13 protein-coding genes are annotated in these 17,001 nt (G+C 41.0%); 6 read left to right on the forward strand and 7 right to left on the reverse strand.

The window, feature by feature from the left end:
• Positions 1-376: 376 nt before the first annotated feature.
• The 7 genes from ACGLYD_RS19200 to dnaA all read right to left on the reverse strand — a co-directional run bounded on the left by ACGLYD_RS19200 (position 377) and on the right by dnaA (position 10,492).
• A complete protein-coding gene (locus ACGLYD_RS19200) occupies positions 377-1,480 on the reverse strand; it encodes an HD-GYP domain-containing protein (protein WP_338654418.1) in 1,104 nt (367 codons plus the stop codon).
• A gap of 136 nt (positions 1,481-1,616) precedes the next feature.
• On the reverse strand, positions 1,617-4,163 hold the full coding sequence (gene gyrA, locus ACGLYD_RS19205) for a DNA gyrase subunit A (protein WP_399629924.1): 2,547 nt from the start codon (positions 4,161-4,163) through the stop codon (positions 1,617-1,619).
• Between the two features lie 220 nt (positions 4,164-4,383).
• Positions 4,384-6,306, reverse strand: coding sequence for a DNA topoisomerase (ATP-hydrolyzing) subunit B (gene gyrB / locus ACGLYD_RS19210; RefSeq protein ID WP_067213784.1), 1,923 nt, complete (start codon positions 6,304-6,306; stop codon positions 4,384-4,386).
• A gap of 79 nt (positions 6,307-6,385) precedes the next feature.
• On the reverse strand, positions 6,386-7,507 hold the full coding sequence (gene recF, locus ACGLYD_RS19215) for a DNA replication/repair protein RecF (protein ID WP_067204068.1): 1,122 nt from the start codon (positions 7,505-7,507) through the stop codon (positions 6,386-6,388).
• Complete coding sequence (gene yaaA, locus ACGLYD_RS19220; protein ID WP_067204071.1) at positions 7,497-7,736, reverse strand: S4 domain-containing protein YaaA; 240 nt, start codon at positions 7,734-7,736, stop codon at positions 7,497-7,499. The genes recF and yaaA overlap by 11 nt, the downstream gene beginning before the upstream one ends.
• Before the next feature lie 99 nt (positions 7,737-7,835).
• Complete coding sequence (gene dnaN, locus ACGLYD_RS19225; protein ID WP_399629928.1) at positions 7,836-8,972, reverse strand: DNA polymerase III subunit beta; 1,137 nt, start codon at positions 8,970-8,972, stop codon at positions 7,836-7,838.
• A 170-nt stretch (positions 8,973-9,142) separates the two neighbouring features.
• Positions 9,143-10,492: a chromosomal replication initiator protein DnaA gene (dnaA, locus tag ACGLYD_RS19230; RefSeq protein WP_067204077.1), complete on the reverse strand. Its 1,350-nt coding sequence runs from the start codon at positions 10,490-10,492 to the stop codon at positions 9,143-9,145.
• A 505-nt stretch (positions 10,493-10,997) separates the two neighbouring features.
• Between dnaA and rpmH the strand changes: the two genes are divergently transcribed.
• The 6 genes from rpmH to mnmG all read left to right on the forward strand — a co-directional run bounded on the left by rpmH (position 10,998) and on the right by mnmG (position 16,888).
• Entirely contained in the window at positions 10,998-11,132 is a 135-nt protein-coding gene (gene rpmH / locus ACGLYD_RS19235; RefSeq protein ID WP_067204080.1) for a 50S ribosomal protein L34, read from the forward strand.
• Between the two features lie 80 nt (positions 11,133-11,212).
• A complete protein-coding gene (rnpA, locus tag ACGLYD_RS19240; protein ID WP_187046280.1) occupies positions 11,213-11,554 on the forward strand; it encodes a ribonuclease P protein component in 342 nt (113 codons plus the stop codon).
• Between the two features lie 227 nt (positions 11,555-11,781).
• Complete coding sequence (gene yidC, locus ACGLYD_RS19245; RefSeq protein ID WP_067204084.1) at positions 11,782-12,546, forward strand: membrane protein insertase YidC; 765 nt, start codon at positions 11,782-11,784, stop codon at positions 12,544-12,546.
• A complete protein-coding gene (jag, locus tag ACGLYD_RS19250) occupies positions 12,543-13,298 on the forward strand; it encodes an RNA-binding cell elongation regulator Jag/EloR (protein ID WP_067204087.1) in 756 nt (251 codons plus the stop codon). Before yidC ends, jag begins: the two co-directional genes overlap by 4 nt.
• A 197-nt stretch (positions 13,299-13,495) precedes the next feature.
• The gene (gene mnmE / locus ACGLYD_RS19255; protein WP_067204090.1) at positions 13,496-14,881 is read left to right on the forward strand and encodes a tRNA uridine-5-carboxymethylaminomethyl(34) synthesis GTPase MnmE; all 1,386 of its coding nucleotides are present in this window, start codon (positions 13,496-13,498) and stop codon (positions 14,879-14,881) included.
• Between the two features lie 117 nt (positions 14,882-14,998).
• Positions 14,999-16,888 carry a tRNA uridine-5-carboxymethylaminomethyl(34) synthesis enzyme MnmG gene (gene mnmG, locus ACGLYD_RS19260; protein ID WP_067204093.1) on the forward strand — a complete coding sequence of 630 codons (1,890 nt, stop codon included), beginning with the start codon at positions 14,999-15,001 and terminating at the stop codon, positions 16,886-16,888.
• Positions 16,889-17,001 lie beyond the last annotated feature (113 nt).

The following is a 17,001-nucleotide window of genomic DNA, read 5'->3' on the forward strand; positions in this document are numbered from 1 at the left end:
TTCAACCAACCGAAGCTGATTTAGTTAGAAACGTTTTGCTCAAATGCGTTAGCACTCTCGCTGTATTTCATTGATGTTTTGCTGTTCAGTTTTCAAGGTTCATGTCGGAAGAATCAACTTGCATTCTTCGTTTTAAGTTGTTGTCGTTGTTTTGGTGACAACTTTTATATCATAACATTTCGTTTCGTTCATGTCAACAACTAATTTCAATTTCTTTTGTCGTTGTTTTAATAATGTCTTGAACGGAACTTATTAAATATACCAGTCTATCTTATAGAATGCAAGACTTATTTTAAAATAGTTTTCATTTCTATTTCAATACCACTGATATGCACTATCTCAAGCCTTATTCATCATTGCATATTAAAACATCCTTCTAATCCAATACCTTTTCTATAGCAAGATGCCTATTCGTAGTGAGGTCTAAAATAGATCCATCCACACTCTTCTTCACCATTGGACGTAATCTTGCATCACGGTGAACGAAAATAACTTCTCCTACTTCGCCGTTTGTCAGCAGCACCTTTGTTCCAATAGAAAGATTCCCGACAAGTTCATGCAGTGCTTGGACAACTTTAATATCAAATTTTCCGAACTCTTCTTCCTTTATCATCTCAATTACCTTAAACGAAGATTCCTTTGAACGATGAATCCGTTCTGATGTCATCGCATGGAAAACATCTGCAACCGCCAGCACTTGTGAAAACACGGAAATTTGATTTGCTTTCTCACCGCGTGGGTAACCGCTACCGTCGAGACGCTCATGATGTTGGAAGATTGCTAACTTCATTTCTTGTCGTAAAAGGGACGTGTCTTGAATCATTTGATAACTATACAATGTGTGTTGCTTTACTTCATTGAACTGATCTTTTGTTAAGAATGCTGCTTTCTCCGTAATTGCCGTATCAATTTTAGCCATTCCACAATCGGCGAGTACACCCGCAAGTCCAAGTTGTAAAGTCTGCCCTTTTGGAAATCCAAGTTGTCTACTGATAGCAGAAGCCAATATTCCCACACCAATTGAATGATGGTATATGTAGTCTTTAACATTTGAAAACTCATTTAATAACGTTACCATCTTTTTCTGTTCAATAAACGCATCTAATAGAGGTATCACTATTGAACGGACTTTAGCAATATCCGGACGCACACCTGCACGCCATCCGTGAAACTCCTTTTTATAGTTATGAACTGCATCGCTATATCGTGTTTGCAGGTCTCCCTGTTTCATGGGTATTTTTGCAAGCACATCATCCGGATTCACTGGACCCTCGTTGTCATCATATACATCTTCTCTTTTTACAACGAGTCGTTCTTGAACTTTAACTTTTTTTACACTGAATGCATTTAAAACCTTTATATGCTCCGGTGAGAGTTCAGTATCTTTTCTAAGGATCGGGTAGATTGTATTTATATATATATCTTCACTTGTAATTATGCCCGGGCGCAGGTCACTTGTTTTTACATAGTTTTCAGCCATCAATATTACCTACCTTCACCTTATAGTTCTTTCTATCATACTCTAAATATTTCAATTAAACGACGGGATTGTATAAATAGGCGTAAAAAAAAGGTTATTGAAATGGCCATATCGACCATTTCAATAACCTTTTTACTTAAGATTCCGTATCTTCATCGTCTATCTCAATAGTAGATAACCCGATGTCTTCATTATTTTCAGAAGAGACTTCATTCTCTTCAACAATATTGTCGTCGAGTTCTTCTTCCTCTTCTTCTTCTTTCACAACTTTTGCAACAGTCGCGACAAGTTCATCTTCTCCTAGGCGGATTAAACGTACTCCCTGCGTACTGCGTCCAATAACAGAAATATCGTCAATGTCCATACGGATCAAAATGCCATGTATCGTAATCAGCATTAGATCTTCAGTACCATCTACTGTCTTCATCGCAACAAGAAGACCATTGCGTTCTGTCACATTCAATGTCTTCAGACCGTAACCGCCACGAGTTTGAATACGGTATTCATCTTCTGGCGTACGTTTTCCGAATCCTTTTTCTGTGACAACTAGAATTTCATCGCCTTCATTCACTGTATCCATACCAATTACAATGTCGCCTTCGCGAAGACGGATACCACGGACTCCACCTGCTATCCGACCCATAGAACGAATATCTGTCTCATTGAATTTGATTAACATGCCATCCTTCGTACCAATGGAAATGTTTTCATCGCCTTTAGTCATTTTGACGCCGATAAGTTCATCATCGCCTCGAAGGGTAAGTGCTATCAATCCATTTGAACGGATATTAGCAAATTCGGAAACAGGTGTACGTTTAACAACCCCGTTACGAGTCGAGAAGAATAAGTATTTGTCATCCTCGAATGCATCTACAGGAATCATGGCTGTTACTTTCTCGTCTTTATCGACACCTAACAAGTTAATGATCGGTAAACCTTTTGCAGTCCGGCTAAATTCAGGCACTTGATAGCCTTTCGTACGGAATACCCGTCCTCTGCTTGTGAAGAACAAGATGGTATCGTGCGTCGACGTATTCAATAAATGTTCAACGAAGTCGTCGTTATTCGTACCCATCCCTTGTATACCGCGACCTCCACGACGCTGGCTACGGTACGTATTAGCAGGCAAACGTTTAATGTAACCATTATGTGTGAGTGTCAGTACTGAGTTTTCGACTGGGATAAGATCTTCGTCCTCAATCATTTCAGCGCCGCCCAGTGTAATTTCCGTTCTACGTTTATCTTCAAAGCGAATTTTCACTTCGAGCAATTCCTCACGAATAATCTCAAGCAATTTTGATTCGTCTGCAAGAATTGCACGGAGTTCAGACATAAGGAGTTGCAACGCTTCGTATTCACTTTCAATTTTGTCCCGCTCAAGTCCTGTCAAACGTTGAAGACGCATATCAAGGATAGCCTGCGCTTGACGATCAGATAAATTAAATTGATCCATCAACCCTGTTTTTGCTTCATCTGTTGTTTTAGATGCACGGATAAGGGTGATGATTCTATCGATATTATCAAGTGCTATGCGTAGTCCTTCTAAAATGTGTGCGCGATCTTCCGCTTTTTTCAGATCGTACTGAGTACGTCTACGGATTACAACTTTTTGGTGTTCAAGATAATGGAACAAAATCTCCTTTAATGCAAGGATTTTTGGTTGACCATCAACGAGTGCCAGCATATTGACACCAAAACTAGATTGCAATGCGGTTTGTTTGTACAGATTATTTAACAGTACGTTGGCATTTGCGTCACGACGTACTTCCATCACTATTCGCATTCCGGTACGATCCGATTCATCGCGTAGGTCAGTAATGCCATCGATTTTCTTATCACGTACCAACTCAGCAATTTTTTCAATCAGACGTGCCTTGTTTACCTGGAAAGGCAGCTCATGTACAAGGATTGTTTCCCTGCCGTTCGACTGCTGTTCAATTTCGACTCTGCCTCGAATGATAACCGAACCCCGCCCAGTTTCATAAGCTCTTCTGATTCCGCTACGACCAAGAATGATCCCACCAGTTGGAAAGTCTGGACCTGGAATAATTTCCAACAATTCTTCTGTTGTAATTGCAGGATTGTCAGCAAGTGCAAGGACAGCATCAATTGTTTCTCCAAGATGATGCGGAGGAATATTTGTTGCCATTCCGACCGCAATACCGGTTGTCCCGTTAACGAGTAAATTCGGGTATCTGCTTGGAAGAACAATCGGCTCTCTTTCTTGTCCATCATAGTTATCTTGGTAATCAACAGTATCTTTATTAATATCTCGAAGAAGTTCCATTGCAATACGCGACATACGAGATTCCGTATACCGCATCGCAGCTGCACCATCTCCATCGACAGAACCAAAGTTACCATGACCATCAACGAGCATATAACGGTAGTTGAAATCTTGGGCCATCCGTACCATCGTGTCATACACAGCACTATCGCCATGCGGATGATACTTACCGATGACGTCTCCGACAATACGTGCGGATTTCTTATGCGGTTTATCTGCGGTATTTCCGAGATCCTGCATTGCATACAGAATACGGCGATGGACCGGCTTTAAACCATCCCTCACATCAGGGAGCGCACGTGAAACGATGACACTCATTGCATAATCAAGAAAAGATGTCTTCATTTCTGTACTAATGTTAATTCCCTTAACACCACGTTGCGGCATATCTGCCATTATTGTTAGACTCCTTTCAACTCAAAAATCCTTAGGAAAAGATAGTTCGACTACTTGACTAGATATGCTGATCTAAAATATTCCATTGAACTCGCTAGGGGATGCCTCACACCTTAAGCGAAGCAGCCTCACCGTTCTCAGGGCTTCGGCTCTTTCGCTCAGTTATTATGGACAATCCTTTGTTCAATACATTTAGTTTTTTTTCATTTCAACTAGCCAATCAGGTATCTATATTTTTCACGTACATTGCATTCTCTTCGATGAATTTGCGTCGTGGTTCGACTTCATCTCCCATAAGCTGTTGGAATGTTGAATCCGCATCAAACGCATCTTCAAGGTGAACTTGGAGCAGTGTACGCTGATCAGGGTCCATTGTTGTATCCCATAATTGCGTTGCATCCATTTCCCCCAGACCTTTATACCGGGTAATAACGGGTTTCGGCATAGGAGGAAGTCGTCCAATAATCTCTTGGAGTTCTTCTTCAGTATAGCAATACTCCTGAACCTTCCCTTGTTTCACACGATAAAGTGGCGGCTGAGCAATATAAACATACCCTGCTTCGATAAGCGGTCGCATAAAGCGGAAGAAGAAGGTTAAAAGAAGCGTACGAATATGCGCCCCATCGACATCTGCATCAGTCATAATTACAAGTTTATGATAGCGTGCCTTGGAAAGATCGAATTCTTCTCCGATGCCAGTACCAAGTGCTGTAATCATCGCACGGATTTCTAAGTTACCTAAAATACGGTCAAGACGTGCCTTTTCGACGTTCAAGATTTTTCCTCGAAGCGGAAGAATTGCTTGGAAGTGACGGTCGCGTCCCATTTTAGCTGAACCACCCGCCGAGTCACCTTCAACGATATACAATTCACTTATAGCTGGGTCACGTGAAGAACAGTCTGCCAGTTTACCTGGAAGACTCGACACTTCAAGTGCCGATTTCCGGCGTGTAAATTCACGCGCATTTTTTGCAGCAAGACGTGCTCGTGCTGCCATAAGACTTTTATCGATGATTTGACGTGATGTTGTCGGATTTTCAAGCAGGAATCGTTGGAATCCTTCTGAAAATAATGAGTTAGTGATCGTACTAACTTCTGAGTTACCCAGTTTTGTTTTCGTCTGTCCCTCAAATTGCGGATCCGGGTGTTTAATCGAGATGATGGCCGTTAGTCCTTCACGTACATCATCACCAGACAAGTTTGGATCAGCTTCTTTCAGCACACCATTTTTCCGGGAATAGTCGTTAATAACGCGTGTCAGTGCTGTTTTAAAGCCTGATTCGTGCGTACCACCCTCATAAGTATTGATATTATTGGCAAATGAAAACAGATTTTCTGCATAGCCACTATTGTATTGCATGGCGATTTCGATTGAAATTCCATCTTTTTCGCCTTCAATGTATATAGGTTCATCATGAATAGGCTCTTTGTTTTTATTCAAGTGTTCAACGTACGACTTGATGCCGCCTTCGTAGTAATAAATGTCGCTTCGTTCTTCTTCACCACGCTCATCGGTAATCGTGATTCGCAGACCACGGTTTAGATAAGCAAGCTCACGAAGTCGGTTGGCCAGAATATCATACTCATATACTGTTGTTTCCGTGAAAATTTCTGGGTCTGCTTTGAAGCGGATTCTTGTTCCAGTTTCATCAGTAGTACCGATTACACTAAGCTCTTTTGACACAGCACCACGTTCAAATTCGATGAAATGGACTTCCCCGTCACGTCTTACATACACTTCTGTCGTTTCGGACAGCGCGTTCACGACAGATGCACCAACTCCGTGCAAACCACCGGAAACCTTATAACCTCCACCGCCAAATTTACCACCGGCATGAAGTACAGTCATAATAACTTCGACTGCAGGTCGACCTGTAGATTCCTGAGTACCTACTGGAATACCGCGGCCATTATCATCGACTCGGATCCAATCGCCTTTTTCCATCGTCACTTCGATATGGTCACAGTGACCTGCAAGTGCCTCATCAATACTATTATCAACAATTTCCCATACAAGATGGTGAAGTCCTCTAGAACTTGTTGTCCCGATATACATACCTGGACGTTTGCGGACAGCTTCTAATCCTTCTAAGACTTGGATTTGATTTTCATCATAAGCCATCTGCATATCTTTCTCTTCCATTGCCAAACTGTTCACCTTCCCTTTCCGAACGTCTAACATTTGTATTGCTGCTGTTTTATTTAAAGGGATGACTCAATCGTCATTCCTCTCTTTTAGCGACTTCGCCCGCTGTAACTTCGAATATGTCTGCCTGACGAATTGTTTCATGGTCAATCCCCGCTACGTTCGTCGTCGTGACAATTGTCTGCACTTCTCCTTGAATTGTGTTCAAGAGATGGGATTGTCGGTAATCATCAAGTTCAGACAGGACATCGTCCAAAAGAAGAACAGGTGCTTCTCCGACTTCTTGCTTTACAAGTTCTATTTCCGCAAGTTTAAGGGACAGCGCTGTTGTTCGCTGCTGTCCCTGCGATCCATACGTTTGGATGTCATAGCCGTTTACGAAAAAGTGAAGATCGTCTCTATGTGGCCCAATCAAGGTCATACCGCGATCTAGTTCACGGCGTCTTGCCTCAAGCAATCGCTGACCGAGTATCGACTGCATCTGTTCCACAGTCTGTCCCGAATCAAGTTCTTTTAGTGTTCCATAAGAAACTTGAAGGGATTCAATACCACGAGAGATTCCTTTATGAATCGGTTCTGCCCATTTTTGTAAAAGTTCCATGAAATAAAACCTTTTACGAATAATTTGGACGGCTACTTGAATATACTGCTCTGTATAAATATCAAACATGACATCGTTAAGGCTTTGTTTTCCCCGATTGTCTTTTAAAATTGCATTGCGCTGTTTGAGTATTTTTTGAAATGTTAAAAGATCATGTAAATAGGTTGGTGAAATTTGACCGATTTCCATATCTAGAAACCGTCTTCTTACCTGGGGACTGCCCTTTACAAGATTTAAATCTTCAGGAGCAAACATGACGACATTTAATTGGCCAATGTACAAGCTAAGGCGTTTTTGTTCAAGATGATTGACACGCGCTTTTTTGCCTTTTTTCGAAATGACCAATTCTAATGGCAGCCGTCCATATTTACGTTGTATGTCCCCTTCTATTTTACCATATTCTTGGTCCCAGCGTATTAATTCACGATCATTTGAAGTTCTATGCGATTTCGCCATAGAAAGTACATAGATCGCTTCCATGATGTTTGTTTTACCCTGGGCATTTTCCCCAATTAACACATTGATCTGTGGGGAGAATGAAAGGTCAAGTGATTCATAATTTCGGTAATCGATTAATGCAAGTCGTTCAATATACATCCGTTTGACCGTCTGTTAGTTCAGTTACTTTATATGTGCCGACATTGGGAATTTTAACGATATCTCCATCACGAAGTTTTTTACCTCGTCGCTGTTCCTCCTCGCCATTGACGTAGACAATGTATTCATCCAGAAACCATTTAGCCATACCACCTGAACTAATTGTATTCGTCATTTTTAATAGTTGCCCTAGAGTTATGAACTCTGTATCGATTGTAAGATTTTCCATAGAGTCTCAACCTTTCGCAAGTTAGTCTGTCTTTCTATTTTAGCCGACTTTCGGCAGTAAGTAAAAAGGATAGTCAAATAAGTGACTATCCTTCAAGATTCAGTATGTTCGTACAGGGAGAATAAGTTGCAAGATTGAATCGTCATCAACTGATTTCAAGATGAACGGTCGCATAGCTCCCGTAAATTGAATCGTTATGTCTTGTCCATCGATTGCTTTCAATGCGTCCATCATATATTTAGCACTGAAAGAAATATTCAATTCTTCTCCTGTTACGCCAATAGCTTCAACCAATTCTTCAACCTTACCTACTTCAGGTGAATTTGAAGAGATTTCAATAACTTTACCTTCATTGGCAGAGAAGCGAACAATGTTGTTCCGTTCTTCACGTGCTAGAAGGGATGCTCTATCAATTGCCTGAAGAAGAAGTCGGCCATTCACCGTTACTGATGTTTTATATTCTAACGGGATAAGACGTGATGTATCTGGGTAATTGCCTTCCAATAGGCGTGAGTAAAATAACACACCACGTGTTTTGAATAACACTTGTTGATCTGCAATGACAATATCCACAAGTTCACCGTTATCAGGCAAAATCTTATTTAGTTCCTGAAGACTTTTACCAGGAATAACGACACTGAATGGAACTTCTGGCATATCTTCAGGTATCGTCAGTCTTCTTGCCAATCTATGGCTATCAGTAGCGATACAAGCAAGTCCCCCATCTTTTACTTCCCAAAGGACACCTGTTAATACTGGTCTAGTTTCTTGTTGAGACACGGCAAAGACCGTTTCTCGAATGATTGATTTCATCAGATCCGCTGGCAATGAAAATAGATAGTCATCTTTTACTTCTGGTAGAACCGGGTAATCTTCTGGATCTAGTCCAATTAGATGGAATTCAGACTTACCGGATTGAATATGTGTTTGAAGTCCATTTGCAACTTCTATTGTTACTTCATTCGTAGGTAGTTTTCGTACGATTTCGCTAAATACTTTAGCTTGCAGCACGATGCTTCCTTTTTCTACAACTTGAATAATTTGTTCTCCGTTATCTTCTGCAGGTATGAATGTACAGATCGTAATATCGGAATCACTTCCTGTTAATGTCATTCCTTTTTTGTCCACTTCAATCTTTATTCCTGTCAAAATTGGAATCGCAACTTTTTGACTGATGGCTTTCATAACATCGCTTAATCCATCAAGCAACTTATCTCTCATAATTTCAAATTTCATTCTATACCCTCGCTTAATATATATAGTATTAGTTATTAATAAAGTAATAGTAATAGTAGTAGGGGCTGTGGATATGTTGGTAAGTCTATTTCCCCTTTGAGCCTGAACGTTTTCCACATGTGTATAACCTGTTTGTAGGTGTGCACTACTTATTATATGTTATGCACAGGTCATCCTCTACCAAGAACATTACGAATATCTTGAACGTCTTGTTGCAAAGCTTGATCATCCTTTAACATTTGCCTAATCTTCTCGTGTGCGTGAATGACAGTTGAATGATCTCGTCCTCCGAATTCAGATCCAATCTTAGGTAGGGAGAAATCCGTAAGTTCTCTGGATAAAAACATGGCAATCTGTCGGGGAAATGCAATCGCCCTCGTTCTTTTCTTCGCAGTAAAATCCTCTAGACGTATGTCAAAGTGCTCTCCAACTGCTTTTTGGATATCAAGAATCGTTACAGTACGCGGTCTTGAATTAGGAATAATATCTTTCAAGGCTTCCGCAGCAAGATCCGTATTGATATCCGAATTGACGAGTGATGAGTAGGCGACAACGCGTATAAGAGCCCCCTCAAGCTCACGTATGTTTGAGTCAATTTGGTTGGCAATGTACAGCATGACTTCATTTGGAATATCAACAAGCCCATCAGCCTTTGCCTTTTTGCGCAAAATTGCGATGCGTGTTTCCAGGTCTGGAGGTGCTATGTCTGTGATAAGACCCCATTCAAAGCGGGATCTAAGTCTGTCCTCAAGTGTTGGAATTTCTTTTGGAGGTCGGTCACTTGAAATAACAATCTGTTTTGACTCCTCATGGAGTGTGTTGAATGTATGGAAAAATTCTTCTTGTGTTTGTTCTTTTCCCGCAAGGAATTGAATATCATCTATTAAGAGCACGTCTACATTCCGATAACGATTACGGAACTCGACAGCTTTATTATCACGAATAGAGTTAATGAATTCATTTGTAAACTTCTCAGATGAAAGATACATGACTTTTGCTGAGGGGTTCTGTTCGAGTACATAATGTCCAATTGCGTGCATTAAGTGTGTCTTTCCAAGCCCAACACCCCCATAGATAAACAGCGGATTATAGGCTTTCGCTGGTGCTTCAGCAACGGCAAGTGACGCTGCATGGGCAAAACGATTTCCTGAACCAATGACGAATGTGTCAAACGTATATTTTAGATTAAGCATGCCAGGTGCCGACGTTAATGGAACTTTTTCTATAGGTTTAACGGTCGGTTTAGGTAGCATGAAATCATTTTCTTCCATGTTTTTAGGAACAACGAACTGAATGATTCGGTCTTCGCCGGTCAATTCGGATAGAATACCAGTAATAAGATGTACATAGTGGTTTTCAAGCCAATCTTTTGCAAATGAATTCGGTGCGGCGATTGTGACATTTTCTTCGCCATAAGACATCAGTTTTGTCGACTTTAGCCAAGTTTCAAAACTAGGTCTTGAAATTTTCTGCTCAACCTTCGACAAAACTTCGATCCATAATTCTTCTAAGTGGTCCAAACGTGTGCCTCCTTTACAATGAAAATAAAAAACCCGAGGATATGTATTATACACAGTTTTCCGTCGTGTGGATAACAATTACGCAAAAGTGTTGAAAAAATTATCCACAATGTATTAACAACTGTGGATAACAAAAATGCTATAAAATTATGTGCATAACAAATTCATCTCATTGTAACAGGATATGTTGTGGATTACAAGGAGTCCTGAACCTTATCCACAGCGCAAGTGGTTGTGGATGAAATCTTTATCCACAGGCCTTGGTATGTGAGGAAGATGTCGATAAGCAGTGTGCATAAAAAAACTTGAGAAAATACTATCCACATCACTATCTGGAATTAGCGGAAGAAACCGTGGATAACTTATTGGGACGAAATCAGAGAAACTAAATGGCCTAAATTACTGTCGAACAGGAAAGGGTTGACTTTTACCTTGGAAATCCGATATACTATTCAAGACTGTCACAGTAATAAATAGACAATCAATGCAGGAGGTGTCTTAAAAGATGAAACGTACTTACCAACCAAATAAACGTAAGCGTAGTAAAGTTCACGGCTTCCGTGAAAGAATGAGCACGAAAAGCGGACGCAGAATTCTAGCAGCTCGTCGTCGTAAAGGAAGAAAAGTCCTATCAGCATAAGGCCACTGACATTTCAGTGGTCTTTTTTCTTGTTTATTAATGAAGAACTATAATCATAGATGACGGAGCAGGTGCATGAGATGAACAGACGTCAACGGATAAAGACGAATGAGGAATTCCAAGAAGTATTCAAAAAAGGGAAGTCGTTTGCTAATCGGCAATTTGTTGTGTATTCCTATAGGAAGGAAGACCAGCCAGAATTCAGGATTGGTCTGTCTGTCAGCAAAAAAGTAGGTAATGCAGTTGTGCGGAATAGGATCAAACGGTATTTACGACAGTCCTTCCTGGAATTGAAAGACGAACTGCGCAACGATATGGATTATGTCATCATCGCCAGACATCAGGCGGCCACATTAGATTTTCATGAAACAAAAAAAAGTTTGCAGCACGTCCTGCGTATTTCTCGTGTCTTAAAGAAGTAGAAGGAAGTATATGAACGTGATAAACTGTTAGTATCGGTCGATAGGGCCTTTTAACTTCACTCGGCAGGGGGCGAAACCCCTACTGAAAATTAAGGAACTCTGGCTAAAATCGCCGCGTACTGCGGCAACGCCTGAGTAACCAACATCCTGTTGGCCAAAAGCCTCCAGCGGATGTCACAGATTTTGAAGAGAATTAATTGAATAAGATAAGATTTGGGGGAACTGATTTGAAAAAGAAGTTAGCATTAATCCTTATACTGACGGCATTGTCGGTATTTCTTGCGGGATGTTCGGAATTCCAACAACCGATTTACGAGGACAGTGAAGGATTTTGGAACAAATTTGTCGTCTGGCCGTTAGTTTCCCTAATAACGACATTTAAAGACATACTCGGTACATACGGGTACGGTATTGTTGCAGTTACAATCATCATTCGACTTGTCTTGCTTCCATTAATGATCAAACAGACAAAAAGTTCAAAACGGATGCAGGAAATCCAACCTGAACTGAAAGCACTCAAAGAGAAATACAAATCAAAAGACGCAGTTACACAACAAAAGTACCGTGAAGAAATGCAAAAAATTATGTCGGAACGAAAAATCAATCCGGCGGCAGGCTGTTTACCAGTCTTAATCCAAATGCCAATTCTATTCGGTTTCTATCATGCGATCAGCCGAATGAATGTCACATACGATATTGGAAACTTCTTATGGTTTGAACTTGCAGCGCCAAGTATTACACTTGCAGTTTTAGCAGGAGCTATGCAGTTTATCGTTTTACGTACAGGTCCTGCAATGGACAACCCACAGATGAAAGTAATGATGTATATCATGCCGTTTATGATTATGATCTTCGGTTCATTCTTACCAGCAGCACTTTCACTTTACTGGGTAATCGGTAATATCATTTCAATTATCCAAAACATCTTCATTTACAAACCATTTAAGAAAAAGGAAGTGGAACTTGTAAAAGTGGGAGGGAAACGGAAATGACAAGGACGACGCGAAGGGGAACCACGGTTGAATTAGCGATTTCATCAGCATTGACAGTACTTGGCGTTACGCGTGATGAAGTAAAAGTCGAAGTGATCAATCAAGGGAGAAAAGGATTTCTAGGTTTCGGTGCAAAAGAAGCTGAAGTAACCGTAACTATTATGAACTTTGAAGAACCTTCCGTCCTTGAAGAAGCAAAACCTCTAATGGAGATACAGCCAACTGAGATTGAAGTTATTAGTGAATCTGTTAAACCTCCTGTGGAGAAAGAGGAAGTCCAAATTGAAGGATTGTCTGATGAAACTGCGATAGAAGAAACAGAAAACTATTTAAAAATGATTGCAATTGGAATGGGTGTCGATGACATTCAAATCAGCCATGAAATCAAAGGTAAATATGTTACTTTCCAAATGGAAAGTGCAAAAGCTGCATTACTGATTGGAAAACGAGGACAAACGTTAAATGCACTCCAGCAATTATCGCAACTTGTAACAAACAAATTGGCGAGTCAATTCAAGGTCGTCCGGGTAGATATCGGTGATTATCGGGAGCGTCGCGAACAATCTTTGGAACAATTAGCAGAACGAATGGCTGATAAAGCAGTTCGTACAGGGAAAAGAATCCAGTTAGAACCGATGGCTTCCTATGAAAGGAAAGTCATCCATAATGCTTTATCACGGCGCATGGATATTGAAACATATTCAGAGGGCTCTGATCCATTCAGGTATTTAGTCATTGAATCTGTTAGGTGAAAAAAAGTCCCGCAAAGACGAACGCTGTCTCTGCGGGACTTTTTTGTATTATATTGTAAAGATATCTTAACTTATCCACATTATTTAAATTGCGACACTAGGAGGATGGATGGATTTGTGATAATATATTATGTTAGATAGTCGTGTCGGAAATAGGTTATCCACATGTGAGTAACCAAGTCAGGAAGGTGAAAAACGTGCATTTTGATACAATAGCTGCCATCTCTACTCCAATGGGGGAAGGTGCAATTGCCATCGTCAGGTTAAGTGGGGACGAAGCTGTCCAAATAGCGGATCGTATTTTCCGTTCACCGTCTGGTAAGAGGCTAAATGAAGAACAATCACATACAATCCATTATGGTCATTTAATAGATCCATCAACTGAGGAAACTGTCGAAGAAGTAATGGTTTCTCTCATGAAAGCACCAAAAACATTTACACGTGAAGACGTCGTAGAAGTGAACTGTCATGGAGGAATTGTTGCGGTCACCCGTGTTCTTCAATTAGTGCTCAAGCAAGGGGCGCGTCTTGCAGAACCCGGTGAATTCACAAAACGTGCATTCCTTAATGGACGAATTGATTTGTCTCAAGCCGAAGCGGTCATGGATCTTATTCGTGCGAAGACAGACCGTGCCATGAATGTTGCACTCAATCAGATGGAAGGAAAACTTTCTCGGTTAATCGGGGGATTGCGACAAGCGCTTATTGAAACGTTGGCGCAAGTTGAAGTAAATATCGATTATCCGGAGTACGACGACGTCGAAGAAATGACAATCCCGCTAATGATTGAAAAAAGTATGTGGGTGAGAAATGAAATTGATAAGTTGTTGAAAACTTCATCTCAAGGGAAAATTCTGCGAGAAGGTCTATCTACTGTTATTATTGGTAGACCCAATGTAGGGAAGTCTTCCTTACTAAATAGCATCATTCAAGAAAATAAAGCAATCGTAACCGACATTGCGGGGACGACGCGTGATATTATTGAAGAGTACGTTAATGTGCGAGGTGTTCCACTTCGTCTTGTCGATACAGCTGGAATCAGAGAAACAGAAGATATTGTGGAACGAATCGGCGTCGAAAAATCGAGGAAAGTGTTGAAGGAAGCGGATTTAATTCTACTCGTCCTTAACAGTTCTGAAGAGTTATCGATAGAAGACGAACGACTATTTGAAGTGGTATCGGGAATGGATACAATCTTTGTTATCAATAAAACCGATCTTCCACAAAAAATTGACATGCAAAAAGTGATGGAACATGCCGGAACGGGCAAAGTTGTCACGACCTCTCTCGTGAAAGACGAAGGGGTAGATGAACTGGAAGAAGCAATTGCCGGACTCTTTTTCGAAGGAAATCTTGAATCAGGCGATTTCACATATGTATCGAATGCACGACATATCGCACTATTACACAATGCGCGTGCCACGATTGAAGACGCACTCGCGGCTGCTGAAGCAGGTGTTCCAGTCGATATGATTCAAATTGACGTTACACGGACGTGGGAAATTCTTGGTGAAATTATCGGAGACACGGTCCAAGACGGTCTACTCAATGAACTATTTTCTCAATTCTGCCTCGGAAAATAAAATAAGATAAGTGTTCAACAAGAGTGAATGGAAAGAGGGGGCCTGCCTAGCGCAGTAGCCCGCTTCTACTTTTCATCGAGCTTTTTGAATGACTTTAATAGAAAGAAGGAAAAGAACATGCCCAAATTTGAAGCAGGCACGTTCGATGTTATTGTTATTGGAGCTGGCCATGCGGGAGTTGAGGCGGCACTTTCCGCTGCCAAAATGGGTGCAACAACGCTCGTACTTACAATGAACCTCGACATGATCGCCTTTATGCCATGTAATCCGTCACTCGGTGGTCCCGCTAAAGGGATTGTCGTCCGTGAAATTGATGCACTGGGCGGTGCAATGGGGAAAGTAATTGATAAAACACACATTCAAATGCGGATGTTGAATACAGGCAAAGGACCAGCAGTACGAGCGCTTCGTGCGCAAGCTGATAAAGTCCTTTACCAGTCGGAAATGAAACGTCTCCTGGAAGAACAGGAAAATCTACTACTTCACCAAGGTGTTGTAGAAGAACTAATCGTGGAAGACGATGAAATAAAAGGTGTACTTACGCAAGTCGGTGCAATTTACCGTGCGAAGACAGTCATCATTACAACGGGGACATTCCTGCGCGGTGAAGTTATTATTGGTAACCTGAAATATTCAAGTGGACCGAATAACCAAATGCCTTCAATTAAACTTGCAGACAATATTCGCGAACTTGGCTTTGACATGGTGCGATTCAAAACAGGGACACCACCCCGTGTGAATAGCAGAACAATTGATTATAGCAAAACTGAAATCCAACCGGGAGATGATACAGCGTGGGCATTCAGTTATGAAACGACTGAATTTATCACTGATCAACTACCATGTTGGCTGACATATACATCGCCAAGAACACATGAACTTATTAATGAAAACCTTCACTTGTCACCGATGTATTCCGGGATGATTAAAGGGAAAGGGCCCCGCTATTGCCCATCAATTGAAGATAAAATTGTACGATTTGCTGATAAATCACGTCATCAGATTTTCCTTGAGCCCGAAGGCCGTAATACGCAAGAAGTGTATGTCCAAGGATTATCGACGAGTTTGCCGGAACACGTTCAAAAACAATTGATTGCAAGCGTACCAGGACTTGAAAATGCGGAAATGATGCGTGCAGGTTATGCAATTGAGTATGATGCAATTGTCCCTACGCAACTATGGCCTACACTTGAAACAAAAAGAATTCGTAATTTATATACAGCTGGTCAGCTTAACGGTACATCTGGCTATGAAGAGGCAGCAGGTCAAGGAATCATGGCGGGTATAAATGCAGCTTCCCGTGCACTCGGGAAAGAAGAACGTGTCCTCGGACGTGCTGACGCATATATAGGTGTTCTTATTGATGATCTTGTTACAAAAGGGACAAGCGAGCCATATAGACTTCTGACATCACGTGCCGAATACCGACTGTTGTTGCGTCATGATAATGCGGATATGCGCCTGACTGAAATTGGGTACCAAATAGGGATGATTAGTGAAGAACGACATGATGCGCATATTATTAAAAAGCAACAGATTGAAGAAGAAATTGCCAGACTGCGAAAAGTGACGATTAAGCCTAATAGTGATGTTCAAGACATCATACGTGAAACAGGCGGCTCAGAACTTAGAGAGCCGATGAAAGCAGCAGACCTTCTAAAACGTCCTGAAATAAAATATAGCCAGATAGAAAGAATGGTTCCACCAGAAGAAAAGAAATCAAAAGAAGTAGAAGAGCAAGTTGAAATCTTCATTAAGTATGAAGGGTATATTGAGAAATCATTGCAACAAGTAGATAAAATGAAAAAACTAGAAAACAAAAAAATACCCGATAATATCGACTATAATGCAATATCCGGAATCGCGACGGAAGCTAAAAGTGTACTAAGCGAAGTAAGACCATTATCCATTGCACAAGCATCTCGTATATCCGGCGTTAATCCAGCCGATATTTCAATTCTTCTTGTCTATATCGAACAAGGAAGAATAGCCAAAATTTCGGGTTAAATTAGCTAATGCGGTCTTGTGTTATGTTAGTTAATACAAGCCGCTTACGCTTTTCTTATTGTCTAGGCTCCAGGCGTCAGCTCCTCGGGGGCACAAGTCTTTTTACTACGGCG

Origin of the sequence: Sporosarcina sp. SG10008 (assembly GCF_044569405.1) — a bacterium.
Taxonomy (GTDB): domain Bacteria; phylum Bacillota; class Bacilli; order Bacillales_A; family Planococcaceae; genus Sporosarcina; species Sporosarcina psychrophila.